Annotated in this window: 13 protein-coding genes; 7 read left to right on the top strand and 6 right to left on the bottom strand. The window is 34.8% G+C overall.

Going from position 1 to position 13319, the window contains the following annotated elements:
• The first annotated feature begins 2 nt into the window (after nucleotides 1–2).
• On the top strand, nucleotides 3–1289 hold the full coding sequence (gene hemL / locus F1003_RS14040) for a glutamate-1-semialdehyde 2,1-aminomutase (RefSeq protein ID WP_155090069.1): 1287 nt from the start codon (nucleotides 3–5) through the stop codon (nucleotides 1287–1289).
• 49 nt (nucleotides 1290–1338) lie between these two features.
• Here the strand turns inward: hemL and F1003_RS14035 are convergent, their stop codons facing one another.
• From F1003_RS14035 to F1003_RS14025, 3 genes are all read right to left on the bottom strand, one after another.
• On the bottom strand, nucleotides 1339–1668 hold the full coding sequence (locus F1003_RS14035) for a hypothetical protein (protein WP_155090068.1): 330 nt from the start codon (nucleotides 1666–1668) through the stop codon (nucleotides 1339–1341).
• 81 nt (nucleotides 1669–1749) lie between these two features.
• Complete coding sequence (locus F1003_RS14030; protein ID WP_155090067.1) at nucleotides 1750–2157, bottom strand: DUF4890 domain-containing protein; 408 nt, start codon at nucleotides 2155–2157, stop codon at nucleotides 1750–1752.
• An 81-nt stretch (nucleotides 2158–2238) separates the two neighbouring features.
• The gene (locus F1003_RS14025) at nucleotides 2239–3735 is read right to left on the bottom strand and encodes a hypothetical protein (protein ID WP_155090066.1); all 1497 of its coding nucleotides are present in this window, start codon (nucleotides 3733–3735) and stop codon (nucleotides 2239–2241) included.
• A 336-nt stretch (nucleotides 3736–4071) separates the two neighbouring features.
• Between F1003_RS14025 and F1003_RS14020 the strand changes: the two genes are divergently transcribed.
• From F1003_RS14020 to F1003_RS13995, 6 genes are all read left to right on the top strand, one after another.
• Nucleotides 4072–4539 carry a hypothetical protein gene (locus F1003_RS14020; RefSeq protein ID WP_155090065.1) on the top strand — a complete coding sequence of 156 codons (468 nt, stop codon included), beginning with the start codon at nucleotides 4072–4074 and terminating at the stop codon, nucleotides 4537–4539.
• A gap of 27 nt (nucleotides 4540–4566) precedes the next feature.
• A complete protein-coding gene (locus F1003_RS14015; protein WP_155090064.1) occupies nucleotides 4567–5046 on the top strand; it encodes a hypothetical protein in 480 nt (159 codons plus the stop codon).
• 70 nt (nucleotides 5047–5116) lie between these two features.
• The gene (locus F1003_RS14010; RefSeq protein WP_155090063.1) at nucleotides 5117–5812 is read left to right on the top strand and encodes a CPBP family intramembrane glutamic endopeptidase; all 696 of its coding nucleotides are present in this window, start codon (nucleotides 5117–5119) and stop codon (nucleotides 5810–5812) included.
• A 7-nt stretch (nucleotides 5813–5819) separates the two neighbouring features.
• On the top strand, nucleotides 5820–6086 hold the full coding sequence (locus F1003_RS14005) for a hypothetical protein (protein WP_155090062.1): 267 nt from the start codon (nucleotides 5820–5822) through the stop codon (nucleotides 6084–6086).
• Between the two features lie 32 nt (nucleotides 6087–6118).
• Nucleotides 6119–6997 carry an alpha/beta hydrolase gene (locus tag F1003_RS14000; protein WP_155090061.1) on the top strand — a complete coding sequence of 293 codons (879 nt, stop codon included), beginning with the start codon at nucleotides 6119–6121 and terminating at the stop codon, nucleotides 6995–6997.
• Entirely contained in the window at nucleotides 6957–7775 is an 819-nt protein-coding gene (locus F1003_RS13995; RefSeq protein WP_155090060.1) for an alpha/beta hydrolase, read from the top strand. Before F1003_RS14000 ends, F1003_RS13995 begins: the two co-directional genes overlap by 41 nt.
• A gap of 52 nt (nucleotides 7776–7827) precedes the next feature.
• Here F1003_RS13995 and F1003_RS13990 read toward each other — a convergent pair whose 3' ends face one another.
• The 3 genes from F1003_RS13990 to lysS form a co-directional block, all read right to left on the bottom strand.
• Nucleotides 7828–10329: a zinc-dependent metalloprotease gene (locus F1003_RS13990; RefSeq protein ID WP_368732365.1), complete on the bottom strand. Its 2502-nt coding sequence runs from the start codon at nucleotides 10327–10329 to the stop codon at nucleotides 7828–7830.
• A gap of 95 nt (nucleotides 10330–10424) precedes the next feature.
• On the bottom strand, nucleotides 10425–11405 hold the full coding sequence (locus F1003_RS13985; RefSeq protein ID WP_202913899.1) for a hypothetical protein: 981 nt from the start codon (nucleotides 11403–11405) through the stop codon (nucleotides 10425–10427).
• Between the two features lie 141 nt (nucleotides 11406–11546).
• Nucleotides 11547–13235 carry a lysine--tRNA ligase gene (gene lysS, locus F1003_RS13980; RefSeq protein ID WP_155090059.1) on the bottom strand — a complete coding sequence of 563 codons (1689 nt, stop codon included), beginning with the start codon at nucleotides 13233–13235 and terminating at the stop codon, nucleotides 11547–11549.
• Nucleotides 13236–13319 lie beyond the last annotated feature (84 nt).

Raw genomic sequence — 13319 nt, 5'->3', positions numbered from 1 at the left:
TTATGTTATACCAAAGAAGTAGTGCTTTATTTAAAGAGGCACAGCAAGTAATTCCCGGAGGGGTAAATTCGCCAGTAAGAGCATTTAAGGCGGTAGGTGGTACGCCTATTTTTGCAAAATCGGCAAAAGGAGCATATATCTATGACGAAGATGGCAACCGATTTATTGATTACATCAATTCTTGGGGACCAATGTTGTTGGGTCATGCGTTTCCTCCTGTGGTTGAAGCAGTAATAGAAAAAACAAAAGAAGGAACCTCTTTCGGAATGCCAACAGCTTTAGAAACGGAAATAGCTGAGTTCGCGGTTTCAATGGTACCTAATATTGATAAAATCCGTTTTGTCAATTCTGGTACTGAGGCTTGTATGAGTGCTGTAAGATTAGCAAGAGGTTTTACAAAGAAAGATAAAATTGTAAAGTTTGCTGGTTGCTATCATGGACATAGTGATTCATTTTTAATTGCGGCAGGAAGTGGAGCAGTAACTTTTGGAACGCCAAATAGTCCTGGTGTTACTCAAGGTACTGCTAAGGACACCTTATTAGCGCGTTACAATGATATTGATAATGTAAAAGAGCTTGTTGAAGCTAATCCTAATGAGATTGCGGCAATAATCATTGAGCCCGTTGCTGGCAATATGGGATGTATTCCACCGGTTGAAGGATTTTTAGAAGGTTTGAGAGAACTTTGTGATGCAAATGACATCCTTCTGATATTTGATGAGGTAATGACAGGTTTTAGATTAGCTAATGGAGGAGTGCAAGAATTAAAGGGTATTGATGCAGATATAGTTTGCTTTGGTAAAGTCGTTGGAGGTGGTTTGCCAGTTGGTGCCTTCGCAGCGAGAAATGAAATAATGGATTTCCTTGCGCCATTGGGTCCAGTATATCAAGCAGGAACTCTGAGCGGAAATCCTTTGGCTATGGCAGCTGGATTAGCCATGCTTAAAGCTATTAAGGCAGACAAAGGGTTGATGAATCGACTAGAGGAGAAGACAAAATATCTTCATAATGGTATTGCTGATGCGCTAAATAAGAATAACGTAACACATACCATAAACAGAGTGGGCTCAATGATCTCTGTGCATTTTTCAGAAGACGCAGTTATCGATTTTGAAAGTGCCGCTAAAGGGAACAATGATACATTTAAGAAATTCTTTCATGGAATGCTAGACAAAGGTATTTATATTGCTCCAAGCGCATTTGAAACTTGGTTTATTACGGATGCCTTAACTTATCAAGATTTAAATGAAACTATTGCTGCTGTAGAAGAGATAGCGAAAACATTGTAAATAAAAAAACCTCGCATTTAGCGAGGTTTTTTTATTTAAGGTGGTTTTTTTATTCTTCTTGGAACGATTGATATCTTTCAAACTGCTCTTCAGTTAAAATGGCTTTCATTTTATCTTCAAGCAATAGTTTAATTTTTTCAACAGCACCCTCTTTTACAACTTCAGCTTTTTCTAAATCTAAAGTAGCCTGTGTATATTCCTGTACGGCTAAATAGACCTTTTCTTTTTGCTCATCATCAAATTTTAAAAACTTATGTAATGCTTCCGTTTTTTCAGCAGCTTTTGCATTGACTTCTATCTTATTAGATTGCGCATTTGCAGAATCTGTTCCAAGAAACATTGCAAAAACGAATAAGCACAGTGTAATTATCTTCTTCATTAGTAGATTGTTTAGTTATTTAGAGTACTAAAATAATAATTTTATTTAAAACTAATTAACAAATGATGGCGACAGTTGAAACTAATATTTCTTTTCTGAGGTTCGTTTTTTGTTTTGATGTTGCATTTCTTTATACTTTTTGTATTGTTCTTCTGTAAGGATTTCTTTTAGTTTACTATTGGTTCTAGTCATTATCTTATCATTTTGCTTTAACATAGTTTTTTTAGCCTCCTCTTTATTCATCTTATTTTCAGCTTTTAAAGCCTCTTTTATTTTGAGTTTAACCTTTTGCATTTCTTTGTTATGATCTAAAAATACAAGCCTTACTTTTTCTTGTTGATCGGGAGTAAGCTCAAGTGTTTTTACGAGCTTTTTCACTTTGTTGTCTACAGATTGATCTGTCTTTATTTTTTCTTGCTTAACTTTTTGTTCTTGAGCTACGGCATTTAAAGTGAAAAATGCTACAGCAATTAATACTAATTTTTTCATGTTGTTTGTCTTAAGTTTTTAGATCATTAATGAATGGCCAGCAATAAAAATACTAAATTTTAGCCTTTAATTTCTAGTTGGTTAGGACTTTATCAGATTTATTGTAGTTTGATAAAGGGTGTTTTCTTCAGTCTTGTTTTTTAACCAAGCATAAAAACTGATGACAAAAATGTCTTCTTTTTGAATCGATGTCCACTCGAAAGTAGATTTTATTAATTTCGAAAACTCATTGCTTTCTACCATTTCAGGTTGTTTGTATATTTTTTCGGCATAGTTAATAAAAGTTACAATGCGTGTTTGGTGAATCTGTTTTAAATATCCTTTATAGCGACGCTTAAAGCTTTTTAGCCTAGAATAAAGTAGGTCGTCATCTTGTAATTCTATATAAAGTAAAATTTCTGCTAAGTTTTTTTTAATTACCCAATCTATACCTGCTTTTTCAATGTAATACTGGTCTGTATGGTAGAATTTTGATAGAACGGATTTAGCATTTGTGAGGTCGCCTTTCTGAAAGTAAAACATTAAAAGCGATAAGTGTAAGTCCAATTGTGATTCAATATCGCTATGCTTTTTCTTAATTATGGTTTCAACAAGCTCAATAGCCTTTTCTTGCTGCTGATTATAATTATAATTCAATGCTTCAACCAAGGTCTTTTTCAAAATAAACTCTTTATGGTAGATGCCTTTTTTTAGTTGCATCAACTCTTCCATTTCAGAGATGTACTCTAGGGAAGCTTCAAATTTTTTGTTCCTGAATAGTGTGTTAGCTATGATGTAAACAATATGTATTTGGTAATACAGTTGCTTGTTGGTGTCTTTCTTTTCTTTTAGAATATTATAGCTTTTCAAAACAAAGTTTTCAATTTCGAAATATTTGTTGGTAACTAAAGCAGATATATTAGCTATGGCTAAAATTTGATATAAAGATTTAAAGGATAATGATTGGTCAATTTTAATACTGTAGTCGGCTAGGATGGATTCTAATTCTTTTTCAAAATCAATCACTTTTCCTTCGTAGCTGATGGTATTTAGTACGGATTTTAGTTTTGCATACACAATATTGAGTTGGTCCTCGAGCTGGTGCTTTTTCTGATTCTCTTTTTGTTTAACAATAAGTTGCTCTAAATCTATCTTGGGATTATTGGGAGCATATTGAATTTTGGTGTGATAGATCTCATTGAGGATTGGGTAGAGCAAGTGCTCGTCTGCTAAACGCTCGGCTTTATCTAGGATTTTATATGCGATATCATAATTTCTCTGAAGTAAATAAGTGCGAGATGCCAAAATGTATTTTATAATCTGCATGTCTATTGAATTCTCATCTTCTAGATTTTTGTTAGCCGTAAAGTCAATTAAAGACTGAAACAGGCGCTTTCTAAGCGCATGGTAAGCATTGCAATTATCTTCATTGTAGAGGTGTTTACAAATAGATTTAGAATCTAGTTCCGGATGGGTCATTAACTTGAATAACTGTATGTTTTTGGTGTCCTTCCGTTTATTCTTTTGCTGTAAATATGCTATGAATTTTTGCTGGTCTTCTGGGTTAAAAGTGTCGATAATGGATTTTAATGCTATCATTTAATCGTCATTATATTTTATAATAGTTTAATAAAAATAGTAATTAATTAGAATAACAAATAAAATATATCGTCAGTAATTATGAATAATTGATTTTTATCTGATTGTGTTTTACTTCAAATTTGTCCTGTAATCATTAAAACAAAACATTATGAAATCTAAATCAAGCTTCAGGAAAATTGAAGACATTAAGTTGACCTTGTTAGTAATAACCTTGGGTTTTGTGACCATTTTTTCAAAATCAATTTCAAACTACGTAGTTAAAATCCTATAACGATAAAATTGAGTTTTTAGCAAGTCAAACTGTGGAAGGTGCAAACTTTATAAGGTATTAATATGAAGCAAAAAAATCTAAATATTGCTTTTTTCATTACCGTCGGAGTTTCAATCATTGTTTTTATTTATCTCGTTTTTTTAGGGTATGACGAAATAAAGACCTTAAAGGATGTTGTGAAGATTGTGGCTTCGATTATGTTTCCGCTCCCTTTGTTGTTTTTTGTAAGATTTATTGTGATAGAGCATTTTTTGCCAGAAAACACAGATGAATACAAAGAAAAGAATCAGAGGCCAGCTACAATGCTCTTAGTAGTGTCCATTGTTGGTGTAATTCTTTTAATGCAACTAATGGAATTTGTAACTCAAAAAAAGCTCGAAGACGCACTAATATTGGCGCATCTTATCAATTCAACGACTATAAGTTCTTATGTGTTTAATTTTTTATTGTATAACAATCTCAAAGCTAATGGAATTTTAAGTGGAGTTCTAATGGCTTTGGCAATTCATATTTTCTTTTTATCTGCTTAGAAGTAAAAATCATCAAAAATTAATATTATGGACATTATCAAAACATCAAAAAAACAGACCAATTCAGGAAAGCGTGAGTTGTTATTTACAGTTCAAACTATTATAGTTACTGGCCTTTTGGCTTTTACGGCTATTGCATTCTTCTTTTATAACGATCTCTCTGTTGTAAAAGGAATAAAGGTCATTTTTGCACCATTTTTATCGGTTGTGCCACTTCTCTTTGTACTTTCTATTTTACGCGATTTGCGAAAAGGATTCATAGAGGGTAATTATACCAAAAACGAAATTCTAAAATTTGGCTTAATAACCGTTGGTATAACAGCGGCATTTACAGGTATTACTTTGCTCTTATCAAAGATTGATGCTCTAGAGATTTTATTAGCTGGTATCATTGCCATATTAAGTACCGTATTTTTTCTTCGAAGCAAGATTAAGGACATTTTAGGAATGTCCATTGTCACTGGTATAGCCGAAGGCATCATCGTCTATATGATCTTTTTGTTTTGATGATAGGTTAGTTAGTAACCCAAAACCTCGCAGATTGGTTTAGAGCTGCGAGGTTTTAAAATTATTAATCATGAAAAATAGATTGACTAAATACCTATCGGAATTTTCTAATATAAAATTAACGCGACCTGTATCCGATAAAGTAAGACTTCTTGAAATACTTGGAGTTGTTTTAACAGGGACTGGAAAGTTCGTTTTTATGGATTATCTCAATTGGCGATTACCATATGTTGCTGTTGCAATTTTGGCTTGGTCTTTTTATGTGTATTACCGTTATAGCAAAGACAAAAATGTACTTGCAGATTGGGGTTTTCGATGGGATAATTTTAAAACGGTTTTGAGATTAATGTTGCCATTCGCACTGATATCAATCCTATCTTTTTTTGTTATTGGCTATGTGCAAGGCACTATAAATCTCACCTGGCATATCATTCCTTTGCTTATTACTTATCCCATTTGGGGAAGTATTCAGCAGTTTTTAACTATTGGGTTGTTGGTAGGTAATTTAAAGGATTTTAGAAAGGTAAAACTAAATAAGAGTTTTATAATTCTAGTTACGGCAGTTTTCTTTTCAATAGTACATTACCCATCGGTTTGGCTAATGCTGGGAACATTTGTCTTGGCCTTGGTTTACGGATATATTTACCTTAAGGCAAAAAACATCTTTGTGCTTGGGTTGTACCATGGTTGGTTGGGAGCGTTGTTCTATTATACGGTTGTGAATCAAGATCCTTTTGCAGATGTGTTTTTGAAATACCTAACCTAAAGCAGCCATGAGAATAGATTTTTTTAGAGTAATTATATTATTGCTTCTAGGCTTTTTAACCTTTCTACTTCTCGAAGTTTTTCCTGTTGGTGGAGGTGGTATAGCTTTAATTGTTGTTTTAACAATTCCTTTTATAATTTTAGTAGCAATAACAATGGCAATAATTTACAATAGTTATTTCAAAAAGAAAAGCAAGATGAAAAAGGATACGGCATTTTATCTAATGGTTTTAATCTTAATCATTCTAAACTGTGTTCTCTTTCCGCATAGGTAATTTTTCCTATCTTGTATAAATAACAACAATTTATGGCTTATTGGGTCTCAACTATTTTAACAATTCTGGGAATATACATTGCTATCAGCATTGCGCTGTATTATTTGCAGGATTATATGTTATTTAAGCCCGAAAAATTGCCTAAAGATTTTCAGTTCCATTATGAAAATCAGGAAACCAAAGAATATAATCTAGAAACCAGAGATGGAGCTGTAATCAATGGCTTGCGATTTTTTCCGAAAGGGGAAAGTAAGGGAGTGGTCTTGTATCTAAAGGGAAATTCAAAAAGTATAAAAGGCTGGGGAAAGTTCGCTGTAGATTTTACGAGGCATGGTTATAATGTGCTGATGGTAGATTACCGTGGTTTCGGAAAAAGCACAGGAAAACGTTCGCAAAAAGCCATAAAACGCGATTTGCAATTGGTTTACAACAAGATTAAGGAACAAACCACTGAAGACCGAATCATTCTTTACGGTCGCTCTTTAGGTTCAGGTTTTGCTACAAAGTTGGCATCCATGAATAACCCAAAAAAACTTATTCTCGACGCTCCGTATTACAGCTTAACTAAAGTAACTGCCCGCTATGCACCATTTATGCCGTTATCTCTTTTAATAAAATATCCATTGCCAACCTACAAATGGTTAAAGTATGTAAAATGTCCAATTCATATCATACATGGTACACACGATAAATTGATTCCGTATAAGTCTAGTGTAAAATTGGCCCAAATCAACCCTGACTTAACAAAACTGTATACCGTAATTGGTGGTGGACACAAGAATTTAAATAATTTTGAATCGTACCATGAGATGTTGGATGAAATTTTAAACAGCGAATCAAAAACCATAGACTTAGAAACCACAAGTATTAATGTCATTCACTCATCAAAAAAAACGAAGAAAAGGGCTTAAAGGAATACTAATAATTCTTTTTGGTTTATATGTTATGATAGGATCTGCACTTTACTTTTTTCAGGAAAAAATTCTGTTTCTACCCACTACCTTAGAACAAGATTATCAATACCAGTTCGATTATCCGTTTGAAGAATTGTTTCTAAATACAGATAATGATGCAACTATAAACGCACTTCACTTTAAAGCTGAAAACCCTAAAGGAGTCATCCTATATTTTCACGGTAATGCAGGTGATTTAAGCCGATGGGGAAAAATCACGGAATACTTTGCGGAAAAGAATTACGATGTCTTGGTCATGGACTACAGAACCTATGGAAAAAGTGTTGGAAAACTAAGTGAAGACGCTATGTATAAGGATGCGCAATATTGCTATGATTATTTATTGAAGCATTATTCTGAAAATGAAATTACATTATACGGTAGGTCTTTAGGAACCGGAATTGCCTCGTACTTAGCTTCAAAAAACAGACCGAAACAACTCATTCTAGAAACACCGTATTACAGTATTTTAGATGTAGCGGAGCATCGTTTCCCTCTGTTTCCTGTAAAGCAATTGTTGAAATATCGCTTTCCTACGTTTCAATATTTACCAAAGGCAGAATGCCCTATAACCATCATTCATGGTACGGCAGATAGTGTAGTTCCGTATTCGTCTGGTAAGAAGCTTTCAGAATTAGAAATGAAGGTTGATTTTATTACTATTGAGGGAGGTGGACATAATAATCTCGTTGAATTTGAAGGTTATCATAAGGCCATTGATAACGTGCTAAAATAAAAAAAAGGCTTCAAGTTAACTTGAAGCCTTTTTAAAAAATTAATATCTCGTATTAGTCCTTTTTCACAATAACTTTAGGATCTAAAATGTCATTAATTCGCTCAATAGCATCTGCAATATGAATTCTGCTCATAGCATCTCCACCACGTGCAGAACGCAGTTGACTACGTAATGTTTTTAGCTCTGCTCTTACGACCGCTCTAATATCAGATTGGCTTGTGTTAACAGGTGTTGTTTTAACATAAGGACTTCTTGAACGTCCACTTTGGTTTTCAGCAGTCATTAAGTATGCTAATCTATCGATGTGAGCACGTTGTAAATTACGTCTATAGGTGTCAATTTTCTTGCCAGTACGTAACTCGCTCCAAACACCTTGGCGTAAATCCTTCATCATTTCTGGTAAAGAGTATGCATCGCTGTCAAAAGTATGTGCTTCAGTTAAACGTTGCATTTTGCCTAAACTTAAAATGTTGTTAAGTGTTCTTGCTTGTAATGCTCTAACACGTTCAACAGAACCGGTAAATTCAATACGATCAAAAATATCTTTATCAATTAACCAGTCTGGGGTGTCAAATAAATTATCCTGAACAAACTCCATTGCTTCTTTTTGATGTGCTTTTGGTACTGGTGTATAAACTGCGCCTTCTTGGTCAGCAGTTTTATAATGCTCATAAACACCACCAATATTGTTAGATACATGTCCCATATAACGGTTAAACTGAGAGACAACATGGCCGTACATTTCCTGCAAGTCGTCATAATCTTCACCAGCTTCTGTAGTCCACTCAATTAAGTTTGGTACAATACGCTTAAGGTTTTTAATACCGTATTCACTTGCCAACATGGCGTTGTCACCTAAATCCTCAGTTTGTGAGCTTGGATCTACAACATCACCTGCTTGTTGGTGGCCAAATCTGTACATTGGGTCACCTGCGTGTTCTGTAATCCATTGGTTAAGAATTGGCTTTTCTTCTTCTGCTGTTTTGTCTAAAATAGGTCTGTAGCCCCATTCTATGGCATATTTGTCGTAAACACCAATATTTGGCATCAATGCCACACCTTCATCTCCAGGCTGAGCAACATAATTAAAGCGGGCATAATCCATTATAGATGGTGCCGTTCCATATTTACTCGTAAATTCGGCATCACGTAGTTTTTCAACAGGATAAGCAACACTACTTCCCATGTTATGTGGTAAACCAAGTGTATGACCTACTTCGTGAGCAGATACAAATCGAATTAAACGTCCCATAACTTCATCCTTAAACTGTGGACTCTGTGCGTCTGGATTAATCGCCGCAGTCTGTACAAAGAACCAACCGCGTAATAAGGACATTACATTGTGGTACCAGTTGATATCACTTTCTAATATTTCACCTGTTCTTGGATCACTAACGTGTGGTCCGTTTGCATTAGGAATAGGTGAAGCCAAATAACGTACAACAGAATAACGTGCGTCCTCTGGACTCCATTCTGGATCTTCTTCAACGGTAGGTGGATCTTTTGCAATTATTGCATCTTTAAAGCCAGCGGCTTCAAAAGCTACTTGCCAATCTTCAATGCCTTGCTTAATGTATTTTCTCCATTTTTCTGGAGTTGCTCTATCGATATAATAAACGATTTGCTTTTTAGGAACAACTAATTCGCCACGTTTAAACTTTTCAATATCTTCATCTTTCACCTCTAATCTCCAACGGTCTAAATACGTTAAAGATTTACTCTTTTGGTCTTCTTGCCCGTAATCTGTAGTACTACTTGTAAACCAACCTACACGCTCATCAAAGTAACGACGTTTCATTGGGTTGTCTGGTAGTAAAATCATTGAGTTATTGATCTCAATTGAGATACTTCCAGTACTTGAGTTTGATGGTGGACGCCCTGCAGCATATGTTTTTACGTGGCGCGCTTCAATATTTCTTGGATAACTTTTAATACTTTCAATAAAAGACTTATCGCTCTCTAAACGTGTTACTCTATAAGGAGTTCTTCTAAACTGTGGAAGTCCAAGAGACTTTACATCCTTTTCAAATAAGGGTGAAGCATCAATTACAGTACTTGTAGAGTCTTTGCTATAGGCTTTAATTGGGAAGGTGTATAGTACAGGTTCAAAATTAGAATTCTCAACCGCTTCATTAACAGGTAATGAATCTGCTGCTGTAACATTATAAGACACAACTCTAAGCACTACTTTTTTACCTTTTCTTTCCCAGCGGAGAACTTGCTCGTTTTGCTTGCCTCCACCAAAACCTAATCCACTTGCTGTTTTGGCTATACGAGTAACCATTAGCATTTCTCTATCAAAAAGAGAATCTGGGATTTCGTAATAGAATTTGTCATCTAAAGTATGAACCGTAAAGAGACCTTTGTCACTTTTAGCGTCTTTTGTGATGACTTTGTTATAGGGTTTTGGGTCGTTTTTACCAGGTTTTTTTGCTGGTGGTTTTGCCATTACGGTGGCATCCTTTTTTGATTTACTGGCTTTTTTGGTTGTTGAGCATGAAAATGCCAAAAAAGCACATACTACAAGAAGTAGTTTAATTGATAGTTGTTTCACTTTTGTCGGTTTTTAAAAAATTTGTATGAAAATACGGATTCTACTAAGAATCTTTCATTTACAGGCCCTTTTTTAGTATTTTTTTAACGTGATTGTTAAAGTGTGTCCAAATAATCTTGGATTAAATCAACACCCTCCGTATGTACCATTGTAGTCCCAATTAAGGGCATGCTTACTCCTTCAAGATAATCAGAAATTCTGTAAGAAATGCTAAATTTTCTTGTAACGATATTAGAGTCTTCCAAAGAGGTTTCGAAAGCTAAATTTAAAGTCGATTCCAATTCACATTGACCACCAGGAATATGGCAATGTGCACAATTAACATCAAAATAGCTTCTTGCTCTAGACTCTAAAGATGCAGAAGTGTCTTTCCAATTTACAATAGCCGAAACTTCAGAACTACTCGATAAGCCTATTAAATTTTGACTGTTGATAAAATCATCGATTTGGTTGTTGCCATTTATGGTAAAGTTTAGGTTTCTAAGTTTTGGGCCTATTGGAGTAATGTCGTCATAGGAATGATGGCACGTAAAACAATCCGTATTTGATGGGATTTTATAATTTACCGTATTGGTTTCTCCATCGTTATCAATCCATGCTATTGGAACCGTACTTCCACTTAAATCTAATGTGGCTTCAGTTTGCTCTGCGTTCCATTTGTAATTTCCCGTTTGCCATTCTCCATTAACTTTTATAAGTATGCGTGTTTCAATAATTTGTTTGCCTAGGGATAAGTTGCGCTCGTCTATATTGTAATAGAATGTCTTGGCTATAACCGTATTGTCTGGGAAAATCGGTAACCCATCTCCATTGTAGGTCATACTTGTGTTTTCTGGCAAAGCAATAAGGCGTTGCTTGTGGGAGTAGTCTGAAAATAGAGTAGTGTTTAGATCATATTGAAAAGTGCGAGAGGAAGCATTTAAATCGCTCAAATTACCTACAAAAAGATTTAATTCTGACAAATTAGGTCTAAATTCAGCAACGACCAAAGGGTCTTCTAAAGGGGTGATGTCATCGTCATTAGCACATGAAAATGTAATAAGTACTAGAGCGAATATAAAAGTAAGTTTTTTCATTATGGGATATAAAACATTTTTATAGCGAGTGTGAAAATACTAAAAATGAAGAAAATAGCAATTCCTTAAGTGAAATGCATTTTGAATAAAAAAAGGATGGCTGATAGGCCATCCTTTTATGTGATATCTAATTTTTTTAGATTATACCATTTCAACAAACAAGCCTTCCTCAGTTTTTTCAACCTTAGTTAAACCATGTTTGCCAAGCCCCTTAATGCCTTTGTCCCAACCTTTGTTACTTAATCCAGATTGTGATTTAAGCTCGTTTAAATCCATACGTTTTTGAAATTTTAGAATTTCAAAAATGGCTTTTTCATTATCACTTAAATCTACTTTTTTCTTCTCTGGTCGCATCTGAGGGAAGAATAATACTTCCTGTATACTCTGATTGTTGGTTAAAAACATGATTAGCCTGTCCATGCCTATTCCCATACCTGAAGTAGGAGGCATACCATATTCTAAAGCACGTAAAAAATCATAATCTATGGTTCCCGTGGCTTCATCGTCACCTTTCTTAGCTAATTCTAATTGATGCTCAAAACGCTCACGTTGGTCAATTGGATCATTAAGTTCAGAATATGCGTTAGCAATTTCTTTACCACAAACCATTAACTCAAAACGTTCGGTTAATTCTGGGTTTTCTCTGTGCTCCTTACACAATGGACTCATCTCTTTAGGATAGTCCGTAATGAAGGTTGGTTGTATGTAGTTGCCTTCACATTTTTCACCAAAAATCTCATCGATGAGCTTACCTTTACCCATGGTGTCATCCACTTCAATATTCATGCTTTTAGCAGCAGCTCTGATTTCATCTTCAGATTTGTCGTAAATATCAAAACCTGTGAATTCTAGAATAGAATCGCGCATGGTGATACGCTTATATGGTGCTTTAAAATCGATGTTATGTTCACCGAAAGTTGCTTCTGTTGTTCCGTTAACGGCAATAGCGCAGTGCTCTAATAGTTTTTCACAGAAATCCATCATCCAGTTGTAATCCTTGTAAGCGACGTAGATTTCCATAGCTGTAAACTCAGGATTGTGGGTTCTGTCCATACCTTCGTTACGGAAGTTTTTAGAGAATTCATAAACTCCTTCAAAACCACCAACGATCAATCGTTTTAGATATAGCTCGTTCGCGATTCGCATGTACAACGGAATATCTAAACTGTTGTGATGCGTCACAAACGGACGCGCTGCAGCTCCACCAGCTATAGGCTGTAAGACTGGAGTTTCAACCTCAAAATAACCAGCGTCGTTAAAAAATTGACGCATGGCGTTGAACAGTTTTGTGCGCTTTATAAACACGTCCTTAACGTGAGGATTTACAGCCAAATCAGCATAGCGTTGTCTGTAACGTTGCTCAGGATCTGTGAAAGCATCGTATGTTTTTCCGTCCTTTTGTTTAGGAATAGGTAAGGGTTTTAAAGCTTTACTCAGTAATTTAAATTCCTTTACCATCACGGTTTTTTCACCAACTTTAGTAGTGAACAATTCTCCTTCAATACCAACAAAATCACCTAAGTCAATGAGTTTTTTAAAGACATCATTGTACATCGTCTTGTTCTCACCAGGACAGATTTCGTCTCTATTAAAATACACCTGAATGCGACCTTCGCTATCTTGTAATTGCGCAAAAGACGCTTTTCCTTGAACATTAATAGCCATAAGACGACCAGCAATAATCACCTGTTTACCTTCTTCATAATCAGTTTTTATCTGTTTGGAAGTATGATTTACTGGATATAAATCGGCTGGATAAGGATTAATCCCTAAAGCACGTAATTTTTCTAACTTTTCGCGTCTTACTAATTCTTGTTCTGAAAGTTGCATCTTAATTCATTTGAGACGGCAAAATTACGTTATTTATTTAAAGTATAAAACAAAGAAAACTGCTAGAGAACAATATCCTTTAGC

Source organism: Winogradskyella ouciana (assembly GCF_009709615.1).
Classification (GTDB): Bacteria; Bacteroidota; Bacteroidia; order Flavobacteriales; family Flavobacteriaceae; genus Winogradskyella; species Winogradskyella ouciana.
The sequence above is the reverse complement of the archived record's forward strand: the minus strand, read 5'-3'. Positions and strand labels throughout refer to the sequence as shown.

What these genes read in the sequence shown, in the direction of transcription:
- hemL (WP_155090069.1), top strand. Translation starts at nt 3, where the DNA reads ATGTTATACCAAAGAAGTAGTGCTTTATTTAAAGAGGCACAGCAAGTA.
- F1003_RS14035 (WP_155090068.1), bottom strand. Translation starts at nt 1,668, where the DNA reads ATGAAGAAGATAATTACACTGTGCTTATTCGTTTTTGCAATGTTTCTT.
- F1003_RS14030 (WP_155090067.1), bottom strand. Translation starts at nt 2,157, where the DNA reads ATGAAAAAATTAGTATTAATTGCTGTAGCATTTTTCACTTTAAATGCC.
- F1003_RS14025 (WP_155090066.1), bottom strand. Translation starts at nt 3,735, where the DNA reads ATGATAGCATTAAAATCCATTATCGACACTTTTAACCCAGAAGACCAG.
- F1003_RS14020 (WP_155090065.1), top strand. Translation starts at nt 4,072, where the DNA reads ATGAAGCAAAAAAATCTAAATATTGCTTTTTTCATTACCGTCGGAGTT.
- F1003_RS14015 (WP_155090064.1), top strand. Translation starts at nt 4,567, where the DNA reads ATGGACATTATCAAAACATCAAAAAAACAGACCAATTCAGGAAAGCGT.
- F1003_RS14010 (WP_155090063.1), top strand. Translation starts at nt 5,117, where the DNA reads ATGAAAAATAGATTGACTAAATACCTATCGGAATTTTCTAATATAAAA.
- F1003_RS14005 (WP_155090062.1), top strand. Translation starts at nt 5,820, where the DNA reads ATGAGAATAGATTTTTTTAGAGTAATTATATTATTGCTTCTAGGCTTT.
- F1003_RS14000 (WP_155090061.1), top strand. Translation starts at nt 6,119, where the DNA reads ATGGCTTATTGGGTCTCAACTATTTTAACAATTCTGGGAATATACATT.
- F1003_RS13995 (WP_155090060.1), top strand. Translation starts at nt 6,957, where the DNA reads ATGTCATTCACTCATCAAAAAAAACGAAGAAAAGGGCTTAAAGGAATA.
- F1003_RS13985 (WP_202913899.1), bottom strand. Translation starts at nt 11,405, where the DNA reads ATGAAAAAACTTACTTTTATATTCGCTCTAGTACTTATTACATTTTCA.
- lysS (WP_155090059.1), bottom strand. Translation starts at nt 13,235, where the DNA reads ATGCAACTTTCAGAACAAGAATTAGTAAGACGCGAAAAGTTAGAAAAA.